The sequence below is a fragment of the Amycolatopsis sp. cmx-8-4 genome (genome assembly GCF_046548675.1).
In the GTDB taxonomy this organism is placed as follows: domain Bacteria; phylum Actinomycetota; class Actinomycetes; order Mycobacteriales; family Pseudonocardiaceae; genus Amycolatopsis.
The window spans coordinates 455,171-477,622 of the sequence record NZ_JAEBDZ010000004.1 but is presented as its reverse complement, the minus strand read 5'-3'; the positions used below and the strand labels follow the sequence as shown (position 1 = coordinate 477,622).

The 22,452-nt window shown below is 71.2% G+C and carries 16 protein-coding genes; 13 read left to right on the top strand and 3 right to left on the bottom strand.

All coding sequences use genetic code 11. From position 1 onward, the window contains the following. The first annotated feature begins 5 nt into the window (after positions 1 to 5). From cmdF to ACLJQZ_RS11325, 6 genes are all read left to right on the top strand, one after another. A complete protein-coding gene (gene cmdF, locus ACLJQZ_RS11350; protein WP_410619965.1) occupies positions 6 to 1,607 on the top strand; it encodes a tyrosine 2,3-aminomutase in 1,602 nt (533 codons plus the stop codon). 28 nt (positions 1,608 to 1,635) lie between these two features. Next, positions 1,636 to 2,991 carry a condensation domain-containing protein gene (locus ACLJQZ_RS11345; protein WP_410619963.1) on the top strand — a complete coding sequence of 452 codons (1,356 nt, stop codon included), beginning with the start codon at positions 1,636 to 1,638 and terminating at the stop codon, positions 2,989 to 2,991. A gap of 27 nt (positions 2,992 to 3,018) precedes the next feature. Continuing rightward, positions 3,019 to 4,530 (top strand): FAD-binding oxidoreductase, encoded by a 1,512-nt coding sequence (locus ACLJQZ_RS11340; RefSeq protein WP_410619962.1) that lies wholly within the window; start codon positions 3,019 to 3,021, stop codon positions 4,528 to 4,530. A 48-nt stretch (positions 4,531 to 4,578) separates the two neighbouring features. Then, a complete protein-coding gene (locus ACLJQZ_RS11335) occupies positions 4,579 to 5,634 on the top strand; it encodes a hypothetical protein (protein WP_410619961.1) in 1,056 nt (351 codons plus the stop codon). A 160-nt stretch (positions 5,635 to 5,794) separates the two neighbouring features. After that, on the top strand, positions 5,795 to 7,186 hold the full coding sequence (locus ACLJQZ_RS11330; protein ID WP_410619960.1) for an FAD-binding oxidoreductase: 1,392 nt from the start codon (positions 5,795 to 5,797) through the stop codon (positions 7,184 to 7,186). Between the two features lie 410 nt (positions 7,187 to 7,596). After that, complete coding sequence (locus tag ACLJQZ_RS11325) at positions 7,597 to 8,460, top strand: LLM class F420-dependent oxidoreductase (protein WP_410619959.1); 864 nt, start codon at positions 7,597 to 7,599, stop codon at positions 8,458 to 8,460. A gap of 79 nt (positions 8,461 to 8,539) precedes the next feature. Here ACLJQZ_RS11325 and ACLJQZ_RS11320 read toward each other — a convergent pair whose 3' ends face one another. Further along, a complete protein-coding gene (locus ACLJQZ_RS11320) occupies positions 8,540 to 10,123 on the bottom strand; it encodes a 4-hydroxyphenylacetate 3-hydroxylase family protein (protein ID WP_410619958.1) in 1,584 nt (527 codons plus the stop codon). Between the two features lie 321 nt (positions 10,124 to 10,444). On the opposite strand from ACLJQZ_RS11320, the gene ACLJQZ_RS11315 reads away from it, so the two are divergent. Genes ACLJQZ_RS11315 through ACLJQZ_RS11305 form a run of 3 tightly spaced genes read left to right on the top strand, consistent with a single transcriptional unit; the run spans position 10,445 to position 13,772 of the window. Further along, a complete protein-coding gene (locus tag ACLJQZ_RS11315; RefSeq protein WP_410619957.1) occupies positions 10,445 to 11,911 on the top strand; it encodes a multicopper oxidase family protein in 1,467 nt (488 codons plus the stop codon). 10 nt (positions 11,912 to 11,921) lie between these two features. Continuing rightward, the gene (locus tag ACLJQZ_RS11310; protein WP_410619956.1) at positions 11,922 to 12,989 is read left to right on the top strand and encodes a DUF2855 family protein; all 1,068 of its coding nucleotides are present in this window, start codon (positions 11,922 to 11,924) and stop codon (positions 12,987 to 12,989) included. Between the two features lie 48 nt (positions 12,990 to 13,037). Next, positions 13,038 to 13,772: a DUF2306 domain-containing protein gene (locus ACLJQZ_RS11305; protein ID WP_410619955.1), complete on the top strand. Its 735-nt coding sequence runs from the start codon at positions 13,038 to 13,040 to the stop codon at positions 13,770 to 13,772. Positions 13,773 to 13,853: 81 nt separating this feature from the next. Here the strand turns inward: ACLJQZ_RS11305 and ACLJQZ_RS11300 are convergent, their stop codons facing one another. Further along, complete coding sequence (locus ACLJQZ_RS11300) at positions 13,854 to 15,200, bottom strand: extracellular solute-binding protein (RefSeq protein WP_410619954.1); 1,347 nt, start codon at positions 15,198 to 15,200, stop codon at positions 13,854 to 13,856. A gap of 304 nt (positions 15,201 to 15,504) precedes the next feature. Between ACLJQZ_RS11300 and ACLJQZ_RS11295 the strand changes: the two genes are divergently transcribed. Further along, positions 15,505 to 16,665: an acyl-CoA dehydrogenase family protein gene (locus tag ACLJQZ_RS11295; protein WP_410619953.1), complete on the top strand. Its 1,161-nt coding sequence runs from the start codon at positions 15,505 to 15,507 to the stop codon at positions 16,663 to 16,665. A 183-nt stretch (positions 16,666 to 16,848) separates the two neighbouring features. On the opposite strand, the gene aroF is transcribed toward ACLJQZ_RS11295, so the two are convergent. Further along, positions 16,849 to 18,528: a 3-deoxy-7-phosphoheptulonate synthase gene (aroF, locus tag ACLJQZ_RS11290; RefSeq protein ID WP_410619952.1), complete on the bottom strand. Its 1,680-nt coding sequence runs from the start codon at positions 18,526 to 18,528 to the stop codon at positions 16,849 to 16,851. A gap of 136 nt (positions 18,529 to 18,664) precedes the next feature. Here aroF and ACLJQZ_RS11285 point away from each other — a divergent pair, with 136 nt between their 5' ends. From ACLJQZ_RS11285 to ACLJQZ_RS11275, 3 genes are all read left to right on the top strand, one after another. After that, on the top strand, positions 18,665 to 18,994 hold the full coding sequence (locus tag ACLJQZ_RS11285; RefSeq protein WP_410619951.1) for a YciI family protein: 330 nt from the start codon (positions 18,665 to 18,667) through the stop codon (positions 18,992 to 18,994). A 331-nt stretch (positions 18,995 to 19,325) separates the two neighbouring features. Next, positions 19,326 to 20,792, top strand: a complete 1,467-nt coding sequence (locus ACLJQZ_RS11280) for a PQQ-binding-like beta-propeller repeat protein (protein ID WP_410619950.1) — start codon at positions 19,326 to 19,328, stop codon at positions 20,790 to 20,792. After that, positions 20,789 to 22,126: a PQQ-dependent sugar dehydrogenase gene (locus tag ACLJQZ_RS11275; protein WP_410619949.1), complete on the top strand. Its 1,338-nt coding sequence runs from the start codon at positions 20,789 to 20,791 to the stop codon at positions 22,124 to 22,126. The genes ACLJQZ_RS11280 and ACLJQZ_RS11275 overlap by 4 nt, the downstream gene beginning before the upstream one ends. Positions 22,127 to 22,452: the final 326 nt, after the last annotated feature.

Sequence of the window (22,452 nt, the reverse complement as noted above, 5' to 3'; positions counted from 1 at the left end):
AAGAAGTGACACTGGTCCATAACGACGAGTCGATTGATTTCAACGGGGACAAGCTGGATATCGACAGCGTTCGGCGCGTTGCCCTGAACCAGGCACCGGTGAAGCTGGAGGACGGCACCCTGGAACGGGCGGCGGAGAGCCGCCGGCAGTTCGAGGACACGGTCCGCAGCGGCGTCCCCGTCTACGGTGTCACGACCGGCTACGGCGAGATGATCTACATGCTGGTCGGCACCTCGAAAGAGGTCGAGTTGCAGACCAACCTGGTGCGCAGCCACAGCGCCGGCGTCGGTCCGCTGTTCTCCGAGGAGGAGGCCCGCGCCATCGTGGCCGCGCGGCTGAACGCCCTCGCCAAGGGCTACTCGGCGGTCCGGCCCGAGCTGCTCGAGCGCATCGCGCTCTACCTGAACCTGGGGATCACCCCGGCCATCCCGGAGATCGGCTCGCTCGGCGCGAGCGGCGACCTCGGCCCCCTGGCGCACATCGCGTCCTCGCTGATCGGTGAGGGCTACGTCCTCAAGAACGGCACGAAGACGAAGACCGCCGAGGTGCTGCAGGAGCACGGCATCGAGCCGCTGCAGCTGCGGTTCAAGGAGGGCCTCGCGCTCATCAACGGCACCTCGGCGATGACCGGTCTCGGCTGCCTGGTGCTCGGCCGCGCGCTCACCCAGGTCCGCCAGGCCGAGATCGTCACCGCGCTGGTGGTGGAGACCCTGCACGGCTCGCTGAGCCCGTTCCAGGCGGAGGGCCACGACATCGCCCGGCCGCACCGCGGCCAGATCGACACCGCGGCGAACATGCGCGCGCTGCTCGCGGGCACCCGGCTCGCCGTCGAGCACGCCGACCTGCGCGAGCAGGCGAAGGCTCAGCAGGACGGCGACGTCTCGCGCACCGACGTCTGGATCCAGAAGGCCTACACGCTGCGTGCCATCCCGCAGGTGCTCGGTGCCGTCCGCGACTCCGTCTACCACGCCATCAGCACCGTCGAGACCGAGCTCAACTCGTCGAACGACAACCCGTTGTTCTTCGAGGGCAAGGAAGTCTTCCACGGCGCGAACTTCCACGGTCAGCCCGTCGCGTTCGTCATGGACTTCACCACGATCGCGCTGACCCAGCTCGGAGTGTTCTCCGAGCGGCGGACCAACCGGCTCCTCAACCGGTACCTCTCGGGGCTCCCGGAATTCCTGGTCGGCTCCGGCGAGCCCGGCCTGCACAGCGGGTTCGCGGGCGCGCAGTACCCGGCGACCGCGCTGGTCGCGGAGAACCGGACCATCGGCCCGGCCAGCACGCAGAGCGTCCCGTCCAACGGCGACAACCAGGACGTCGTCAGCATGGGCCTGATCGCCGCGCGCAACGCCCGGCGGGTGGAGTCGAACAACAACTACATCCTCGCCGTCGAGTACCTCGCCGCCGCGCAGGCCGTGGACGTGTCCGGCCGCTACGACGGGCTCAGCCCGGCGGGCAAGGCGACCTACGATGCCGTCCGCTCGCTGGTGCCCACGCTGGAGCGCGACCGGTACATGGCCGACGACATCGAGACGATCGCCGTGGCGCTTCGCCAGGGCAAGTTCCTGGACGCGGTCCGCCAGGCCGGCGTGGACCTGCGCTGACCCGTTGAGCACGAGAGATGGGCAAGACATGAGCAACCCGACGTCGGCGCAGCGGTTTCCGGTGTCCTACGCGCAGCAGATGCTGTGCCTGTTCGATGCCGGCGAGGAAGATTCCGGGCCGTTCGGGCCGCGGCACAACATCACCTGGAGCTGGCGCGTCCGCGGCCGGGTCGACACCGCCACGCTGGTCGAGGCGATGGGCGACGTGGTGGTCCGCCATGAGGCGCTGCGCACCAGGATCGTCCGCGACGGTGACGACCTGTACCAGAGCGTCCTCCCGGCGAGCCCGGCACAACTGTCCGAAGTGGACCTGTCCGCCGTCGCGCCGGAAGACCGGGACCGGCGGGCCGAGGAGCTGATCATCGAGCTCGAGGGCAGCCCGTTCCCCATGGAACCGCTTCCGCTGCTGCGCGCGGTGCTCGGCCGGTTCGACGAGCAGGACTCGGTGCTGGTGCTGATCATGCACCACGCGGCGGTCGACGGCTGGTCCGCGCAGGTGATCGCGCGGGACACCGCGGAGGCCTACGCTCGCCGCCGCGGGCACGACGTCGCCGAGCGGCCCGAGCCCGGCCAGTACCGCGACTTCGCGGTCTGGCAGCGGGAGTCGGTGGCCGAGGTGGTGCCGGAGACCGCGCTGGCGTTCTGGCGCCAGAAGCTCGACGGCGCGCGGATGGCCACAGCGACGACGGACTTCCCGCGCTCGGCCGACCTGCCGAAGAACACCGCGGTGCTCCGCTACACCATCGACTCGGACCTGACCGCCGCGGTGCGCGCGGCCGGCCGGGCCAACCGCAGCACGCCGTTCATCGTGCTGCTCGCCGCCTACTACGTGCTGCTGGCCCGGCGGACCGGCGGCACCGACCTGGTGGTGCCGACCATCGGCGCCCACCGCAAGCAGGCCCAGTTCCACGACGCGGTCGGCAACTTCACCAACTTCCTGCCGCTGCGCACCGACGTCGCGGACGCCGCCACGTTCCAGGACGTGATCCAGCGGACCCGGGCGACCTTCCTCGAGGCGTACTCCCGGGAGATCCCGTTCCTCGAGGTGCTCGGCGCGGCGCCCGCCGTCATGGCCCCGGCGGCCGAGGACGACCAGGCGCTCGTCGCGTTCCAGGTGCTGCAGCTGCCGTTCACGCTCGACGGCGAGACGGTCGGTGACCTGGAACTGCGCACCGTGCCGCGGCGGCTGTCCCAGGAACGCGCCACCGAGATCCCGGACGGTGCCCTGTGGCAGCTGGACATCTCGGCCGAGGGCGAGATCAGCGCCTACCTCGGTTTCAACACCCACAAGTTCACCGAGGTCACCATGCGCGCCATGGCCGACGAGTTCACCCAGGTGCTGAAGGACACGGTCCTCGACCCGCAGGCACCGCTGCGGCTCTGACGAAAACGGAAGAATGAGGTGTTTGACGTGAACGGAGCGGCACCCGTGCCGGAGTTCGGGCCGGCCACCATCGAAGCGGGCGACCCGCGCTACGAGAGCCTGCTGCGTGGGGCCAACCACCGGTTCGTCGCCAAACCGGACCGGGTGTGCGTGGTGACCACGACCGAGCAGGTGGTCGCGGTGGTCGCCGACGCCGTGGCGACCGGGCTGCGGGTCACGGTGCGCAGCGGCGGGCACGGGTACGAGGGCTTCACCGCGGGCGATGGTGGTGTCCTGCTGGACATGTCGGAGATGACGGCCGTGCACTTCGACCCGTCCCGCCGCGCGTTCGCCATCGAACCGGGCGCCACCCTCGGCCACGTCTACCGGGTGCTGTTCAAGAACTGGGGCGTGACCATCCCCGGCGGCGAGTGCACCGAGGTCGGCGTCGGTGGGCACTTCGCGGGCGGGGGCTACGGGCCGCTGTCGCGCCGGCTGGGCGCGGTCGTGGACTACCTGTACGCGGTCGAGGTCGTCGTGGTCGACGCGGACGGCACCGCGCACGCCGTGGTCGCCACCCGCGAGCCCGACGACCCGCACCGCGACCTGTGGTGGGCGCACACCGGTGGCGGGGGCGGCAACTTCGGCGTGGTGACCCGCTACTGGGTGCGCGCACCCGGCGCCACGTCCGCCGAGCCCGCGGAGCTGCTGCCCCGGGCGCCGAGCCGCTGGCGCGTCGCCTACTGCATGTGGTCGTGGGAGGCGATGACGGAGGAGGCGTTCACGACGGTGCTGCGCAACGTCGGGACGTGGTTCGAGCACAACAGCGCGCCCGGCTCGCGGCACGCCCAGCACTCCGCGTCGTTCTACGCCTCGCACCGCTCCGGTGGGGCGCTGCTGCTCCAGGCCATGGTGGACGACGACATCCCGGACGCGGCCGCCCTGCTCGACGAGTACTTCGACGCGGTGTGCGAAGGCGTCGGGATCGAAGCGGTGCGTACGCAGTCGGTCAAGCCGTGGCTCTACGTCGCGGCCTACCCGAACTGGGGCGACCCGGGCACGCAGGACATCCGCCGGGCCAAGCTGAAGGCGGCCTACCTGCGCAAGGGGTACGACGAGGACCAGCTGTCCACCGTCTGGGACCACCTCACCCGCGAGGGCTGCGAGCACAACCAGTTCATCCTGATCGGCTACGGCGGCCAGGTGAACACCGTCGCCCCGGACGCGACCGCCACCGCTCAGCGTGACTCGGTGCTCAAGGCGGCGTTCATGGCGGTGTGGGCCGACGAGGCGGAGGATCACGAGCACATCGCCCGGCTGCGCGAGTTCTACCGTGACGTGTACGCGAAGACGGGCGGCGTGCCGGTGCCCGGCGAGGCGAGCGACGGGTCGTACATCAACTACCCCGACGTCGACCTGGCCGACCCGGACTGGAACACCTCGGGGGTGCCCTGGTCCACGCTCTACTACAAGGACAACTACCCGCGGCTGCGGCAGATCAAGGGTCGCTACGACCCGCGGAACGAGTTCCACCACGGGCTGTCCGTCGAACGGCCCTGACCGGTGGCGGGAAATCGAGCGCGGGAGGCCGGGTCGCCCCACGCGGACGTGCCGACGCGCACGGAGCTGGTCGACCGGGTGGCCGGGCTCGTGCCCGTGCTGCGCGGCCACCGGCTCCCGCCCACCGGGCCGGTGCCGGCCGCGACCATGGCCGTGCTGAGCGGGGCCGGCGTGTTCCGCGCGCCGGTGCCGAGGCGGCACGGCGGGTACGGGTGCGACAGCCGGACGCTGGTCGGCGTCGCGGCCCAGCTCGCTCGCGCGGGCGCCGCCGTGGCGTGGACCGCCGCCGCCCACTGGGCGTCGATGCGGCTCGCCGGCGTGTTCGGTGCCCGGGCGCGCGAGGAAGTGTTCGGCACGGCCGACGTCCGGGTGTGCGGGACGCCGGCCGCGGGCGGCACGGCGACGCCGGTGGCGGACGGTTTTGTCGTCGACGGCGAGTGGGAGTTCGCCGCCGGGGCGTGGCACGCGCACTGGCAGGTGGTCGTCTCGGTGGTCGTGCCGCCCGTCGGTGCGCCGTTCCCGGTGGCGGCGTTGCTGCCGCGGTCCGACCTGCGGGTCGCGGCGGGCAGACCGCCGGCCGGGGTGGCCGGCACCGGCGGCGCCGCCACCGCGGCCCGCGGGGTGTTCGTGCCCGCGCACCGGGTCGTCGAATTGTCCACTGTGGACGCGCAATGGTCCTCGGCGGTGGCGGCGTGGGCCGCGTCGTCGGTGGGGGTCGTCCTCGGCATGGCCCTCGACGGGTGGGACCGGTACCTCGACGGGCTGGTGACCGGCCACGAGACGGTCCATGTCCGGACCGCGGACGCGCTCGCCATGATCGACGAGGCCGAGCACCACGCGGACCGGCTGGCGTCGCTGGTGGACGGGCACGCCGGCGCGGACTGGACCGAGGCGGACTCCGGGCGGGCGAGGGACGACCTCGCCGCGGCGTGCGGGCTGGTCCGCGACGCCGTCCACGTCCTGGCCACGAGCAGCGGGCCGGGCACCGCCGAAGGACCTGCGGAGATCCGGCGGCTCGCACAGGACCTGGCCGCCGCCACCCGCCACGTGCTGCGCGGCTTCGACGACGGCGCCGGGCAGGCGGGTCACCGCGCGGCCGCGTGAAACCCGTTCCGGACCGGCGCGCTCGCCGCGGGTAAGCACGCTCCGAGAAGACACCGGCGCTCCGGCGCCCCCACACTGGGAGACCGGTTCGAGCCGGTGGCGATGTCCGGCGTGCTCCGGCCCCACCATCGCCGCACCAGGATTTGAGGGGATTGTTCACATGGCGGAGAAGACGAACCCGGCCGGCGCGGAAGCTGCCGTGCCCATCGCGCGGTTGCGCGCCGAGGTCGAGGGCGCGGTGCTCTTGCCCGGCGACCCGGGCTACGACGAGGCACGCGCGATCTACCTCGGCGGCCTCGACCGGCACCCGGCCGTTGTCGTGCGGCCCGCGGGCGTCGAGGACGTGGCGCGGGTCGTCTTGGCGGCCCGCGACAGCGGGGTGCCGCTGGCGGTCAAGAGCGGCGGGCACAGTCCGTTCGCCGTCTGGGACGGCGGGATCCTGCTCGACCTGTCGACGCTGCGCGACCTGGAGATCGACCCCGAGACGCGCACGGCGTGGGCCGGGACCGGCCTGACCGCGGGGGAGTTCACCACCGCGGCCCACGAGCACGGCCTCGCGCTGGGCTTCGGCGACACCGGCACCGTCGGCCTCGGTGGCCTCACCCTCGGCGGCGGGATCGGCTACTTCGTTCGCAAGTACGGCCTCACCATCGACCACCTGCTGGCCGCCGAGCTGGTCACCGCGGACGGCGAGCTGCACCACGTCGACGCCGAGCACGAGCCCGAGCTGTTCTGGGCGCTGCGCGGCGGCGGCGGCAACTTCGGGGTCGTGACCCGGCTGCGATTCGAGCTGACCGAGCTGCGCACGATCGTGAGCGGCCTGCTGGTCCTGCGGGCGACGCCGGAGAACATCGCCGGCTTCGTGAAGCTCTCGCACGAGGCGCCGGAGGAGCTGACCAGCATCCTCAACATCTTCGCCGCGCCGCCGATGCCGTTCATCCCCGACGAGCTGGTCGGCACGCCGGTCATCCTGGCCACGATGGTCTACGCGGGGGAGGGACCGGCCGCCGACGAGGCGATCGCCCCGTTCCGGGCGCTGGACACCCCGATCGCCGACATGATCGAGACGATCCCGTTGCCCGGCCTGTACCCGGAGGAGGACGACTTCCACCCGATCGCCGCCGCCCGCAACCTCTTCACGGACACCGTCGACCTCGACGACGCGGAGCTGATGCTGGACCGGATCGCCGCGTCCTCGGCCGACATGGCCGCGGTGCAGATCCGGGTGCTGGGCGGCGCGGCGTCCCGCGTGCCCGCCGACGCCACGGCCTTCGCGCACCGCGACCGCCAGGTCATGATCAACCTGGCGGCCATCTTCGAGGACCTCGAGACCGCGGAGGAACACCACCGCTGGGTCGACGAGCTCACCGTCGCGCTGCAGAAGGGGGTGCCCGGCATGTACGTGAACTTTCTCGAGAACGTCCGCGAGGGGCGTATCCACGAGGCGTACCCCGAGGCCACCTGGACGCGGCTGCGTGCGGTCAAGCGCGCCTACGACCCCGCCAACGTGTTCCGCGTGAACAACAACATCCCCCCGGCCGAGGACCACTGACCGCGCTGATCGTCACCACCCGGCACACGAAAGCGGGCCCGTCCGAACCGGACGGGCCCGCTTTCGTGTGCGGCTCTTCGGCTGCGGGGAGGACGGGACTGTTCCCGCCGTGGGGCGGACCATCTCCGCGAACCTACGGGCAGTACTGCGGCGTGGTGCGGGCGCTGGAGGCCGGTACCGCGTCGCTCATCCGGCTGCGTAACCGGCGGCGGTCCCCAGGACGGCAGATCCCGGCGCGGCCCCGATCTCGTTGCCGGCCGGTGGCATTGCCGACGCGGCCCCGGCCTCCTCCGGCGGGGTGGCGTCGAGCACAAGACCCATGCCGGGCGGGGAGTGGCGCACGAGCGGAGAAGCCGCGACGGTCCCGCCGCTGCCACCATGGAGGTCGGCTCACGCTGGGAGGCAGTGCCATGAAGGTTGGTTTGGAGCTCGGGGAGTTCGTCTGGGATGGTGGGCCGGCCGAGATGGGCCGGACCGTCGCCGAGATCGCCACGGTGGCCGACGACGCCGGCTACGACTTGATCGGCGTCGGCGACCACGTCTGGCAGGGCCCGCACGCGGGCGGGCCGGAGATGCCCCAGCTGGAGTGCTTCACCACGCTCGGCGTCATCGCGGCGAACACCCGGCGGTGCCGGCTCGCGCCGGTCGTGGCCGGCGTGCACTTCCGCGCTCCCGCGTTGCTCGCCAAGATGGTCACGACGCTGGACGTCCTCTCCGGCGGCCGCGCGATGCTGGGTGTCGGCACGGGCTGGGACGCCGACGAGGCGGCGGGCATGGGGTTCGCGTTCCCGTCGCTCACCGAGCGGTTCACCATGCTCGAGGAGACCCTTGAGATCTGCCTGCGGCTCTGGAGCGGCGACGAGCGGCCCTTCGAGGGACAGCACCACACCCTGGCGCGGCCGCTGATCGCGCCGAAGAGCCTGTCCCGCCCCCACCCGCCGATCATGCTCGGTGGCGGCGGCCGGAAGACTCTGCGGCTGGTCGCGCGCTACGCCGACGCCTGCAACGTCTACCCGGGCCCGGACCTGGCCGAGAAGCTGGACCTGCTGCGCGCGCTCTGCGCCGAGGAAGGCCGCGACTACGACACGCTCGAGAAGACCTGCATCTTCCCGTTCGCGGTCGGGCAGGACGGCACGGGTGCCGGCGAGCTGACCGACGAGCTGCACCGGCTCGGCGAGGCGGGCATCGACACCGCCATCGGCATCGTGTCCGGGTCGAACCCGGTCCGCCAGGTGGCCGTCATCGGTGACAAGGTCGTCTCCGCCTTCGCGTGACCGCCCCGGAACCACCCGGAAAGCCACCGCCCCCGCCGGATTCCGGCGGGGGCGGTGGCTTTCCGGGTCTCTTCCCGTCTCAGCCGTTGAGCATGTCATTCCGGCGGTCACGCAGTTCGTCGAACGAGGAGAGGTCCGGCACGGTCCAGCCGTCGAGGTCGTACTCGGACAGGCACTGGTCGACGAACGCCTTGTAGCCGTCCACCTTGCCGTTCGCCAGCTGCGAGGACCACAACTCCACGCGGGTGTTCTCGTGGTTGCCCGCGTAGTTGCGCTCGTACAGCTCGTGGCGCCCGCCGAACTCGGTGCCGACCGCGTCCCACAACAGCTTCATGACCTTCACGCGATCGACCGCTTCGACACCGTTCGAGCCGCGCACGTACTTGTCGAGGTACGGCCGGATCTCCGGGTTCTTGAAGTCCTCCGCGCTGGAGTTGAGGTAGATCAGCCCGCTGGCGATGTCCTGCTCGATGATCTCCTTGACCCGGGGGTAGCCGATCTGCATGAACCACCGGTAGGCCAGCATGTAGTCCGGGTTGGGCAGCACCGCGCCGTTGGTCCAGGGCACCGGATTGCGCGCCGCGGCGTCGGACAGTCCCCAGAACAGGTTGCGCCAGGCCAGCACCTCACCTAGCCGGCTCTGCACGCCGCGGAAGTCCTTGGTGCCGGTGATCTCCACGGCCTTGGCCAGCAACCCGGCGATGAACTCCAGCTTCACCGCGAGGCGGGTGCAGCCGTGGAAGGTGAACCGCTCCGGGAACCCGGAGCGGCCGGTGAACAGCTGCACCTTGCCGAGGTGGCCGTAGATGAAGACGTTCTCCCACGGCACGAGAACCTTGTCCAGCACCAGGATCGTGTCGTTCTCGTCGAGGCGGGAGGACAGCGGGTAGTCGAACGGGCTGCCCATCACCGCGGCCTGCGCGGTGTAGGACGTGCGGCAGATCAGCTTCATCCCCGGCGCGTTCATGGGGATCGTGGCCACCAGGGCGAACTTCTTGTCCTTGATCGGCAGCCCGTAGTGCGCGATGAAGTTGTAGTGCGCCAGCGCGGACCCGGTGGCGACGACCTTGGCGCCGCTCACGATCAGGCCGGAGTCGGTTTCCTTCTCGACGTGGACGAACACGTCGGCGACCTCGTCGGCCGGCCGGTCGCGGTCCACCGGCGGGTGCACGATCGCGTGGTTCCAGTACAGGACCTTCTCCTGCGACTCCTTGTACCAGCGCCGGGCGTTGTCGGAGTACGGCGCGTAGAACTCCGAGTTCGCCCCGAGCGTGCCGAGGAAGGACGCCTTGTAGTCGGGGCTGCGGCCCAGCCAGCCGTAGCTCATCCGCGCCCACGCGGCGATCGCCTGTTGGTCCGCGACGAGGTCCTCCGCGCTGTGCGGGGTCGTGAAGAAGCGGTGGGTGTAGCCCTCACCCCCACCGGCGTCGGTCGGCGCGGTCAGGACGCCCCGGTTCGCCGGGTCGTGCAGCGCGTCGTAGAGCCGGGCGACCATCCTGGTGGGATTGCGGAACGCCGGGTGCGTGGTGACGTCCTTGACCCGTTCGCCATAGAGGTAGATCTCGCGGTCGTCGCGCAGACTCTCGACGTACTCGTCGCCCGTCAGCGGGCGGGTGCTCGGCCGCGCGCCGGCCCCCTCGCTCGGAACGTCCCGATCAGTCATCGGTTACTTCCTTATCGTCGCTTGCTCCGGGCAGCTGTCTCGTTTCGAGGTGACAATCGTCCCATCGGGAAACGGTCACGGTTTCTCGCGGCGTGCCTTGACCAGGCAATCGACAAGATGTCCGCCCGGATCGCCGGTGCAAGAGTGGGGGGAACTCAGACCTGGTCACTTTCCCATGGAGCACAGGGTGTCCGAGGCCGTCGTCCCGTCGCGTGAGCAGTTCGCCGATCTCGTGTCCGAGCTGGTGCCGTTGCTCTCGTGACCGTCCGGCGAGCCTGCCGCGCCGGCGACCGGGGACCTGGTGCACGAACAGGAGCAGCGATGAAACGACGGCATTTCCTCACGATCGGCGGCGCGGCCGCGGGTAGCGCAGTGCTCTTTCCCGTCACCCGCGGGATACTGGCCGACGCGGAGGAACCGGTGCCGCACCCGCACGGTCACAGCCACCTGAGCTCCCAGCAGGGGGCGTCGCTCTCCACCGCGGGGGTGCGCGTGGACCGGTTCGCGGCCACTATGCCGTTGCTGCCGGTCCTGCGGCCGGTGTCATCCACAGTGGACACCGATGTCTACCGGCAGGACATCAAGCCCGCCGATGTCGAGATCATGCCCGGCCTCTCCACCCCGGCGCTCACCTACGGCGGCTCGTTCGTCGGCCCGACCATCCGGGCGACCAGCGGCAGGCGGGTGCTGATCACCTACCGGAACACCACCACCGATCCGGTGAACGTGCACCTGCACGGCGGGCACGTCGCGGCGCAGCACGACGGCTACCCGATGGACGTGATCGAGCCGGGCGGGACGCGGACGTACGAGTACTTGAACCAGCAGCCCGGTGCGACGCTCTGGTACCACGACCACGGCCACCACCTCGAGGCCACGCACGTCTACCACGGCCTGCACGGGTTCTACGTGATCGACGACCCGCGGGAGCAGTCCCTGCGGCTGCCCGACGGGCAGTACGACGTGCCGATCATGCTCCGCGACGCGTTGTTCGAGTCGACCGGCGAGCTCTTCGGCGACGGTGACCCGGCCGAGCGGACCACCTTCCTGGCCAACGGGAAGCCGGTGCCCCACTTCCAGGTCGCCGCGCGCAAGTACCGGTTCCGGCTGCTCAACGCCGCGAACGAGCGGATCTTCCGGCTCGGCCTCGACGGAGCCGACCTGGTCCAGATCAGCACGGACGGCGGCCTGCTGCCCGCCCCGCTGCACCGCTCCGAGCTGGTGCTCAGCTCCGGCGAGCGGGCCGATGTCGTGGTGGACTTCGCGCGGTACCCCGTCGGCACCCAGCTCGTCCTCGCCGACACCACCGGTGGTCCGGTGCTGCGGTTCGACGTGGTGCGCACGGCGGCCGACACCAGCAGGGTCCCCGACCGGCTGCGGCCGCTGCCCGCGCTGCCGCCCGCCACGGTGACCCGCGAGGTGACCCTCGGCTTCGGCGCCGACTCGACCGGCTACCCCCAGGGGCAGGTCAACGGCAGGCCCTTCGACCCGAACCGCGTCGACTTCCAGGTCCGGCACGGAACGACGGAGATCTGGCACGTGGTCAACAACGACCCGATCGACCACAACTTCCACCTGCACATGACCCAGTTCCGGGTGCTCGACCGGGGTGGCGATCCGGCGCTGCCCCAGGACGCCGGGCGCAAGGACACGATCATCGTGCCGGCCGGCCGGTCGGTGCGGGTGCAGGCCACGTTCGCCGGGTTCCTCGGCAAGTACGTGTACCACTGCCACTTCCTCGAGCACTCCTCGCTCGGGATGATGGCGCAGCTGGAGATCGTCCCCTGAGGGAGTTGAGATGACCACAGTGGACAGCTGGGACCTGCTGACCGAAAAGGCCGACCTGGCGGTGAGCGAGCTGCGGCAGGCGCCGGGTGGCGCGCTCGCCGCGGGCGAGGTGCGGCTCGCGGTCGAGAAGTTCGCGCTGACTATGAACAACGTCACCTACGCACGGCTGGGGGACGCCGAACTGCCGTTCTGGTCGGCGTTCCCCGCGCCCGAAGGCTACGGGCGGGTCCCGGTCTGGGCGTTCGTCCGGGTCGTGGAGTCGCGCCACCCCGGCGTCGCCGAGGGTGCGCGGTTCTTCGGCTTCGTGCCGATGGCGACCCACCACGTGGTGCCCGCGGCACCCACCGCGCGCGGCTTCCTCGACGCCGAGCCGCGCCGGCAGTTCCTGCCCACCTGGTACCGGACGTTCCAGCGCGTGGGCGAGCCGGACGCGCTCGACGACCGGCGCGCGGTGTTCCGGCCCGTGTTCCCCGCGTCGTTCAACCTGGCGGACTTCGTGGCCGGGCACGTCGGCCGCGGGGCCAAGTCGCTCCTGGTGACCGGTGCGTCGGCCAAGACGGCGATCGGGCTCGCCCACCTCGCGCGGAACACCGGCCTGCCGACGGTCGGGCTCACCTCGCCCGGAAACGTCGGGTTCGCCCGCGAACTGGGCTGCTACGACGCGGTGGCCGGCTACGACGAGCTCGAGTCGGCCGCGGTCCTCGCGCCGGCCGTGTGCGTGGACTTCACCGGCGACAACCGGTTCATCGGCGCCGTCCACGCGCGGTTCGCCGCCGAGCTCGGGCCGTTCGCGCTCGTCGGCTACACCCACACCGCCGTGGTGCCGGAGCTGCCGGACCTCGCCGACCCGCAGCCGGAGTTCTTCTTCACCCCGGCGGTGGAGGCGCAGGCGGTGGCCGCCGAGGGAGAGAAGCGGTTCTACGACCGCTACCACAGCGAGGAAGACCGGTTCCTCGCCGGGACGGCGGCCTGGCTGACCGTCCGGCCGTCGCGCGGTCCCGAGGCGATCGCGGCCGGTTTCCGCGCTCTGCTCGACGGATCGCAGTCACCGGCGGTCGCCGAGGTTTTCAGTCCATAGTAGACGAAACTGGCCCACTTCCCGAACCTCATACTCTAGGAGCACATCGTGACGCAGGAAATGGAGCACGTACGCACCCCGGTATCGGAGCCCGACGACCCATCCCGGCAGCGGCCGGGGACAGCGGAGGCGGCGAAGCCGTTCTGGCGCCGTCCCTGGATGATCCCGCTGTGGGTGGTCACCGCGGCCTTCCTGTACCTGCAGGTCAAACCGTTCGTCGGCACCCCGGAGAGCATGGCGCCGGTCCCGCCGCACGACGGCTTCGCGGCCTACTACCCGCTGCTCATCTCCCACATCGTCTTCGGCACGGTGGCGATGGTGACGGTGAACCTGACGGTGTGGCCCTGGCTGCGCCGGCAGCACCCGGCGGTGCACCGGGTGGCCGGGCGGGTCTACGTCGCCGCGACCGTCGCCGGGGGCGTGTGCGGGCTGATCATCATGCCGTTCGCCCCGCCGGTCGGGAAGGTCGGCGTCACCATGTCCACGACGCTGTGGATCATCACCGCGGTCGTCGCGTTCTGGGCGGTGCGCTCCGGCCGCTACGCGCTGCACCGCAAGTTCATGCTGTACAGCTTCGCGCTGGTGATGAACAACGTGTGGGGTGTCTTCGCCGCGCAGATCGTGATCGGCTACCAGATCCAGATGGACTTCACGTACCTGGCGGAGTTCGCGCGCTGGGTGGGCTGGGTCGTCGACCTCATGCTGGTGCAGTGGTGGCTCTACCACACCGCCAAGCGCCCCGTCGAGGGTCCCGCCCGGCAGTGGGTGGCCTCCGTCCGGTAGCGGTGGCCCACAACGAAGAAGCTCCTCCGGGACCCGGTCCCGGAGGAGCTTCTTCGTCGTACCGCAAGGAGCGCCGGCCGCTCAGGTGCCGACGACCAGCCAGCCGGGGTCGCGCGGGCCCTCGCCGAGGCAGGTGGCGTTGTAGTGGTCCAGGGCCTTCTGGGCCTCGGCGGTGGCGCGGGTGAACCGGGCCAGCGGCTCGGCGCCGCGGACCACCACGTCCTCCATGGCCGCCATGATCGCGACCTGGATGCCGTGGGAGCCGGGGAACACGGGCACGCTGGAGCCGGGGGAGCGGTCGGTCCGCTCCAGCTGCTCGACGGCGACGCGGTGGACCGGGTTCGCGGCGAACCAGCCCTCCTCCTCCAGCACCGCGGCGGCGCCCTTGGTCACCGGGGTGGAACCACTCGCCTTGTGCCACTCGGCGGCGTTGCGCGGGCTGTTCAGGTACTGCATGAACGCGAGCGCGCCGTCGCGGGTGACCGGGTCGAGGCCGTCGGCCAGCCACATGGCATCCCCGCCGATCCAGTTGCCCGCGGGCGCGGTGCGGCCGTTGTAGGGCAGCATGCTGACCGTCACGTGCGGTTCGGCCGGGTCGCCGGACATGAAGTTGATCGCGAACGAGGAGTCGACGCGGAACGCCACGCGCTGCTCGGCGAACGCGGCGCCGTTGCCGAGCCAGTCCTCGAACTGCCCGGTGTAGACGTACTCCCCGCGCTGCACCAGCCCCTGCCACCACCCGACGTAGGCCATCACCTCCTCGGAGGTGAGGTCGACGGTGGTCGCCCTGGCGGCGTGACCGTTCTCGTTGTCGAGGAACAGGCCGCCCTGCTGGGCGATCGCCTGCTGGAACAGCTTGCCGTCGATCGGCCAGGTGATGGCGTGAGCGGGCCCGCCGTCGAGCCGGGCGACCGCGGCGCACGCGGCGCTCAGCTCGTCCCACGTGGACGGCACGGTGCCGATGCCGGCGGCGTGCAGCATCGCGGTGTTGGTGTAGAGCAACATCGTCGACAGCGTGAGCGGCACGGCGGCGATCTCGCCGCCGATCGAGTAGAAGTCGCGGCAGGCGTCGAGGAGGTCGTCGAGGACGACCGGCTCGCCGAGGATTTCGGTGCGGTCGCCGATCTGCCCGGCTACCGGGGTGAACACCGGCCTGCCGTCCGCGGTGACCGTGTCGATCGCCTGCTGGCTCGCGCCGGAGTAGTACGACGCGATCGTGGGCGGCTTCCCCGCCAGTGCCTCCGTGGACACCTGGGCGGGGAGGTCTTCGTAGTAGCAGCCGCGGATGACGACCTGGTACTCCGGGTGGGCGCGCTCGAACTCCGCGGCCCGTTGCCGGACCGGGCCGAGGAAGTCCGGGAACGGATATTCGGACAGCAGGACGTCGATGACGGTGCGCGGGTTACGGTCTGCGGCGCTGGACCCCATGGGACCTCCAGTCGTGCGGGAGCACCCGGCGCGGGCGCGCGTCGGTATCGGTTTCATCGTCGGTGCTGGGCGGAGGCGGGCACATCTCACGCCGTGCTTGGTGCCGCGCTCGGCGCGCCGGGGCCGGCAATTCCGGAGATGCGGTCGCCGACGCCGGAATGGGACGCTGACCTCGCATCCGCATGACAGGGAAAGGGCGTGCTATCCCATGGCATTCGTCGCGGCGAGTCTTCCCGGGCGCGGCTTTCCGCCTCCTCCGGAACCGGGGCTGACCCCGGCGGAGGTCGTGGCTCGCGCGGAGGCCATGACCCCCGCCCTTGTCGAGCGCCAGGCCGAGACCGAGCAGCGCACCTTCTACGCGCTCGACACCCACGAAGCCTTCCGGAAGGCCGGCTTCTACCGGATCCTCGTGCCCCGGCGCTACGGCGGCTACGAGTTCGGTGCGGACACCTTCATGCGGGTGGCGGTCGCGCTGACCCGCGGCTGCCCGTCGACGGGCTGGATGTACACCCTCGGTGCCGCGCACGCGCTGGCGGTGGCCACGATCTTCCCCGAGCAGGCGCAGGACGAGGTCTTCGCGGTGGGCGACTTCATCGCGCCGTCGACGATCATGCCGTCCGGCACGGCCGAGCGCGCCGAGGGCGGCTGGGTGATCAACGGCACCTGGGGCTACTGCTCCGGTTCCCCGTACGCCACCCACTTCGTCGGGCACACGCTCGTGAAGAGCGGCGACGGCGCGCCGCCGGAGCCGATGGCGTTCATCGCGCCGCGCAGCGTGTGGCGCCGCCTCGACGACTGGGGCGGGCAGCTGGGCCTGCGCGGCAGCGGGTCGCACAGCATCACCATCGAGAACGGGTGGATCCCGGACCACTTCACCATTCCCGGGCATCTGAGCCAGTTCTCGGTGGCCGACGGCACTCCCGGGCTGCGGCTGCACGGCAACCCGCAGTACGGCGGCGGCCCGCTGAGCTTCATGAACCTGGAGAGCGCCGTCCTCGCCGTCGGCATCGCCAAGGGTGCGCTCGACGCGTACGAGCACCTGATGCGGACCCGGACCACGCTGTTCCCGCCCGTCGTGGGACGCGTGCACGACTCGGACTACCAGTACTGGTACGGCGAGGCCACCGGAATGATCGCCACCGCGGAAACCGCGGTCCTCGGCGCGATCGGGCAGTGGCAGGAAGCCTGCGCCGCCGGTCCCGGCGCGTTCACCACCGAGATGGAGATGCGGCTGGCCGGCATCAGCAGGCAGTCGGTGCAGCTGTGCTGGCACGCCGTGGAGGGGCACCTGCTGCCGACCGCCGGGTCGAGCTCGGTCCGCCACGGTGAGCGCCTCGAGCGCACGTGGCGGGACCTGTCGATGCTGCACACCCACGCCGGCTTCGCGGTGTTCCTCGCGGCCAAGGCGCAACGGGAGCTGACCAAGGCCCACTTCGACGTCGCGGAAGACGGCCTCGCGGGCTGACGTGGCGGCGGGTGAGCCGGAAGGCGCGTTCAGGACGGTGAAACGTCCCGGACGCGCCTTCCCGCGTGTGCGGGCCACGATCCGGGCCGCGCGTCGTCCGTGAGCCCGTCGCCGGGGCACGGAAACGCCCGGGGCGCCAGGCCCCGGGCGGAGTGACGAAGAAAGCCCCGGCCGGGGCGGGCGTCAGCCGGCGAGCCGCCGCTCGTGCTGGGCGGGGATGGCCAAGCGGCGGCCCATGACGGCGGTCAGCTCCGCCACGCTGCGGGACAGCTCCTGCAGGTCGTCGGCCGTCAACGCCTGCGGTCCGTCGCACAGAGCCAGCTCGGGGTGCGGGTGCACGTCGACGATGAGGCCGTCGGCGCCCGCGACCACGCCGGCCCGGCTGAGCGGCAGCACCAGGTCGCGCCGGCCGCCGGAGTGCGAAGGGTCGATGATCACCGGCAGGTGCGACAGCCGCTGCACGACCGGCACCGCGGAGATGTCCAGCGTGTTCCTGGTCGCGGTCTCGAACGTGCGGATGCCGCGTTCGCACAGCACGATGTCGAGGTTGCCGCGCTGGGCGATGTACTCGGCGGCCATCAGCCACTCTTCGATGGTGGCGTTCATCCCGCGTTTGAGCAGCACCGGCTTGCCCGCCTCGCCGACCGCCTGCAGCAGCGAGAAGTTCTGCATGTTGCGGGTGCCGATCTGCAGCATGTCCACATAGGACGCGACCATCGCCACGTCCTGCACGGCCACGACCTCGGTGACGATCGGCAGCCCGACCTCGTCCCGCACGTCGGACAGGATCCGCAGCCCGCGTTCGCCGAGCCCCTGGAAGGCGTACGGCGAGGTGCGTGGCTTGAAGGCACCGCCGCGCAGCAGCGCGGCGCCGGCCACCTTGGCCATCCTGGCGGCGGCCAGGGTCTGCGTCGGCGTCTCCACCGCGCACGGCCCGGCCATCAACGTCACGGTGTCCGGCCCGATCGGCACGCCGCCGACGTGGACGACCGACCGCTCCGGGTGGTGCTCACGGCTGACGAGCTTGTGCTGGGTCGAGATCCGCTTGACCTTGGCGACGCCGCGCATCTCCTGCAGGTTCAGTGCCTCGAGCCGGTCCACGTCGCCGACCAGGCCGATCACGACCCGGCTGCCCCGGGCCTGCTCCCGGCCGCCGGCCCCGGTCACGCCGCGGCTGACGAACGCTTCGCCACCGGTCGATTCCACGAGCGCGACGACCGCGTCGACATCCGCGGCCGCAGCGTCCGGCGCCATCACGATCACCATCGTTGCGGTACCCCACATTCCTTTGTCGAACCGGTTGAGGATCGGTCGTGCCGGGCCGCGGTGGGCCTGCGCGATGTCCGGTCGGTGGTCGGCCTCCGCGCCTCCGGCGACGAGCGCGTCCGCGACGTCCGGCCCGTGGGCGAACAGGTCCATGAACCCGGCGCGGGCCGGTGCGGCGGGCGGCAGCGGGCGCACCGGCCAGGGCACCGGCCGGTCGCCGGGCACCGCGGCGAGGGCCTTGATCGCGGTGTCGCGTTCGTCGCGCCACCGGGCGAACAGCACCTCGGCCGGGCCGGGCGGGAACTCCCGGGTGCGGCGTTCACGGCCGCGTCGAAGTTCGTGGCGGCCGCGGCGAACGCTTCCGGATTCGTGGCGGCGGTCCCGGCCAGATCGGAAAAGACGTCTCGCTGCTCGGTCACGTGTCAATCCTCTTTCGCCACGATGTCGCTCCCGGGTCGCGATTCCGGGGCACGGGGCCGAAATCCACGATGGGCCCCGGGCCCGGTCGTTGTCCTCTCCGCCAGTGCGACAGGCTTTCGTCCGCGAGCAGTGATCGGCCGCGGACGAGAGCAATTCCGAAGATGCACACCGGTGCATTCGGCGGTAATGGCCCGCCATTGCGATGCACCCATTTCGGCGAAAAGTGCCTCCGGGTGCGGTTGGTCCGGTGTCGTTCGTTGTATGTTGTCTGTGGCTCATTCACCGAGTCGTCGAACGGGAAGGAAAACCGGTCATGGCCCAGTTCGCCGTATTTATTTTCGACAAGGAGATTCCGTTCGAGGAAATTCCGCCGGAGGTCCTCGAGCAGCACGGCGCGGTCGAGGGCAAGGTCGAGGGCACCGGCGGCAAGATCGTGACCGGTTACGCGGCCGCCCCGACGGCGCAGGCGCGCACCGTCCGCGGGGACTCGGTGGCCGAGGGTCCTTTCCACGACGTCAAGCAGCAGCTCACCGGCTTCTTCGTGGTCGAGGCCCGCGACCTGGACCACGCCGTGGAGATCGCGAAGTTCGTGCCGGTCGTCGAAGGCGGTGCCGAGGTGCGCCCGTTGCTCGGCGAGGAGTGACCTGCCCGCGCCCGCGGTAGGTTCGCGGCGCGGCACAACGGTGTCATCCGGGCGGACCGTGCAGTACGGGTCCGGCCGGGCTGTCGCGTTCCCGCAGCGGGGCACGACGGAAGAACCATGGCAGAGTGCGCGTGAGTACGGTCCCTGTGGTGGGGGGGCGGGCCGGGTTTCCGGCTTGGCTGAAACACCACTACTGGAGGGTCTTGCCATGCGCTCGAGCCGGAACCGCCGCGGTCGGTCCGCAGGCCGATTATCTCTTACCATCGCCGTCAGCGCGCTCTTCGTGCTCAGCGGAACACCGGAATCGAGCGCGCACCCGCGCCACTACCCCGTGAGTTCGACGTGGTCGGCCCCGAACGCCGACAAGTCGAACACCCGTCACGTCAGCGGTCCGATCAACTCCCGCAACGTCGGGTCGCTCCAGGTCGCGTGGACCGTGGCGAACAAGACCCCGGCACCGCCGGACCGGTGGCCGGGCGTGTACGCCACGACCCCGGTCGTGGTCGACGGGACCGTGTACACCCAGGACCTCGACTCCAACGTCTACGCGATCGACCTGCGGACGGGCCGGCTGTTGTGGACGAAGATGTACAACTCGGCCATCAACGGCCCCAACGGGGTCAACGTCGTCGACGGCCGGGTCTACGCCGCGACCACCTCGACCGCCTTCGCGCTGGACGCGAAAACTGGTACGGAACTCTGGAGCAAGAAGCTCATCCGCAACGACAACGAGGGCATCAACATGTCCCCGGGCGTCGACCGCGGCACCGTCTACATCTCGACCGGTCCCGGCAACGCGGACGCGTTCTTCGGCGGCGGCGGCGCGGGCGTGCTCTGGGCGCTGGACGCCAAGACCGGGGCCACGAAGTGGCAGTTCAACTCCGTCCCGCTCGACCTGTGGGGACACCCGGAGCTGAACTCCGGTGGTGGCATCTGGAACCCGCCGAGCTTCGACGAGCGTGGCGACCTGTTCATCTCGGTCGGTAACCCGGCGCCGTTCCTCGGCACCGAGAAGTTCCCCTGGGGCTCGAGCAGGCCCGGACCGAACCTCTACACGGACTCGGTCGTCAAGCTGGACCACACGACCGGTCGTGTGCTCTGGTACAACCAGGTCCTCCCGCACGACCTCTACGACTGGGACCTCCAGAACTCGCCGGTGCTGACGAAGGCGGCCGGCCGGCCGGTCGTCATCGGCTCCGGCAAGACCGGCTACGTCTACCAGTTCGACGCGGCCACCGGCCGGATGCTGTGGAAGACCCCGGTCGGCAAGCACAACGGCCACGACAACGACGGCGTGCTGGCGATGAACGGGGAGTTCGACAAGCTGCCCCAGCTGCCGTTCGAGGTGTACCCCGGCGTCCTCGGCGGCGTGATCTCCCCGATCGCGGTCGACGACACCACGATCTACGCCGCGGTGAACAACGAGAGCGCGACGTGGGTCGCCCAGGAGGGCTCGCCGGAGATCGCTCCGTTCGACCAGGCCACGGGTGAGCTCGTCGCCCTCGACCTGGTGACCGGCCGGATCAAGTGGAGCCACCCGTTCCCCACCTCGGCCTACGGCGCCGCGTCGGTCGTGAACGACCTGGTGTTCACCACCACGTTCGACGGGAACGTCCACGCGCTCCAGACCGCCACCGGCAAGGAGGTCTGGACGGCCACTCTCCCCGCCGCGGTGAACGCGCCGGTGGCGATCAACGGTGATTACGTCATCGCGGGCAGCGGCTGGCCGTTCACCACGGACCAGCGCGCGGAGATCGTGGCCTACCGCCTCCCGACCCAGAAGGGTGGCAAGCGATGACCGTCACCCCGGAGCGGACGGCGCCCTCGGCGACGGCGGTCGCCGACGGGCTGCAGTTCCCGACGAGCGTCGTCTTCGACGACGAGGGCCGGAGTTACGTCGCCGAATCGGGACTCCCGTTCGGCGGCGCCCCGGCCGGGGGCCGCGTCTGGCGGCTGGACACCCGGCCGGGCCGGCCGCGGCGCACACTGGTCGCCGACGGTCTCGCCGGACCTGTCACCGGGCTGTGCCTGCACGAGGAACGGCTCTACGTGTCCGAAGGCGGCGCCGGGCGGATCACCCGCATCGACCCGGACGGCTCGCGCACCACGATCGTCGACGGCATGCCCGGTCCCGGCAACTACCACACGAACATGGCCGTCGTCGGCCCGGACCGCAAGCTCTACTTCAGCCAGGGCGCGATGGCGAACCTGGCGGTCATCGGTCTCGACGCCTACGAGATGGGCTGGCTGCGCCGGCTGCCGCACGCCCACGACGTCCCGGGCCTGGACATCGTCCTGACCGGGCAGGACGCGGTGACGCCGAACCCGTTGCCGGACCTGCCGGGCGAGCAGGCGACCACCGGCGCGTTCGTGCAGTTCGGCACGCCGACCACCGCCGGGCAGCGGATCGCCGCCGGGCTGCCGTGCACCGCGGCCGTGCTGCGGTGCGAGCTCGACGGCAGCGGGCTCGAACTGGTGGCCTGGGGGGTGCGCAACGGCTTCGGCCTCGGCTTCCTGCCCGACGGGCGGCTGCTGGCCCTGGACCAGGGCGCGGACGACCGCGGCAGCAGGCCCATCGGCAACGTGCCGGACCTGCTGTTCGAGATCCGGCCCGGTGCCTGGTACGGCTGGCCGGACTTCGTCGGCGGCGAACCGGTCACCGCACCCCGGTTCCAGCCCGAACGCGGTGCCGCGCCGACGTTCTTGCTCGCCAACCACGACGAGCTGCCGCCGCCGGAACGCCCGCTGGTGGAGTTCGAGCCGCACGCGGCGGCGACGAAGTTCGCCGTGGTGCCCGCGGCCGCGGAACGCTTCGCGGGCCAGCTCGTCGTCCCGCTGTTCGGCGACGAGGCCCCGATGTGCCTGCCGGGTGGCGGTCCCAACGTGGGGCGGTACCTCCTGCGGGTGGACCCGGCGGACTGGACCACGCACCGGATTCCCCTCGGGATTCCCCTGCACCGGCCGATCGACGTCGCGTTCGGCCCGGACGGCGCGCTCTACGTCGTCGACTTCGGGGAGTTCGAAATGTCGGACAAGGGTGTCCAGGCCAAGGCGGCCACCGGCTGCCTGTGGCGCATCGACGACTGGTCCGCGGTGGCGTCCGATGTGGACGGCCGGGGTGCGGACCGGTAGGTCGTGACCCGGACGGTGGTGCGGCGGTGCGCGGGCCGGTCCCGTGCCCGGCGCGCCACCGTCGTGGACGATGTCGTCCAGCCCGACAGCGCGGCCGGGCCGTGTACGTGCTGCGGACCGTGAACTTCGGTTTGTGGCCGCCGGTCCACGTGGTCGTGCCGGTTTCCGTCGTGTGAACCGGTGTCGGCCGCACCCACAGCTGCCGGTTGTCCACAGTGGACATCGACGCCCCCTGCCGGAGATCGTGCGCGTGACCGGGCGAGCGTCCGGCGCTCCAGCCCATCGTGGCCGCCGGGCGGTCCTGGTCATGTCTCGCGGGTTGCGGA

Coding starts and splice junctions, on each gene's coding strand:
- ACLJQZ_RS11300 (WP_410619954.1), bottom strand. CDS start 15,200: ATGGGGTCCAGCGCCGCAGACCGTAACCCGCGCACCGTCATCGACGTC.
- ACLJQZ_RS11315 (WP_410619957.1), top strand. CDS start 10,445: ATGAAACGACGGCATTTCCTCACGATCGGCGGCGCGGCCGCGGGTAGC.
- ACLJQZ_RS11285 (WP_410619951.1), top strand. CDS start 18,665: ATGGCCCAGTTCGCCGTATTTATTTTCGACAAGGAGATTCCGTTCGAG.
- ACLJQZ_RS11325 (WP_410619959.1), top strand. CDS start 7,597: ATGAAGGTTGGTTTGGAGCTCGGGGAGTTCGTCTGGGATGGTGGGCCG.
- ACLJQZ_RS11320 (WP_410619958.1), bottom strand. CDS start 10,123: ATGACTGATCGGGACGTTCCGAGCGAGGGGGCCGGCGCGCGGCCGAGC.
- ACLJQZ_RS11275 (WP_410619949.1), top strand. CDS start 20,789: ATGACCGTCACCCCGGAGCGGACGGCGCCCTCGGCGACGGCGGTCGCC.
- ACLJQZ_RS11345 (WP_410619963.1), top strand. CDS start 1,636: ATGAGCAACCCGACGTCGGCGCAGCGGTTTCCGGTGTCCTACGCGCAG.
- ACLJQZ_RS11330 (WP_410619960.1), top strand. CDS start 5,795: ATGGCGGAGAAGACGAACCCGGCCGGCGCGGAAGCTGCCGTGCCCATC.
- ACLJQZ_RS11295 (WP_410619953.1), top strand. CDS start 15,505: ATGACCCCCGCCCTTGTCGAGCGCCAGGCCGAGACCGAGCAGCGCACC.
- aroF (WP_410619952.1), bottom strand. CDS start 18,528: ATGCACCGGTGTGCATCTTCGGAATTGCTCTCGTCCGCGGCCGATCAC.
- ACLJQZ_RS11310 (WP_410619956.1), top strand. CDS start 11,922: ATGACCACAGTGGACAGCTGGGACCTGCTGACCGAAAAGGCCGACCTG.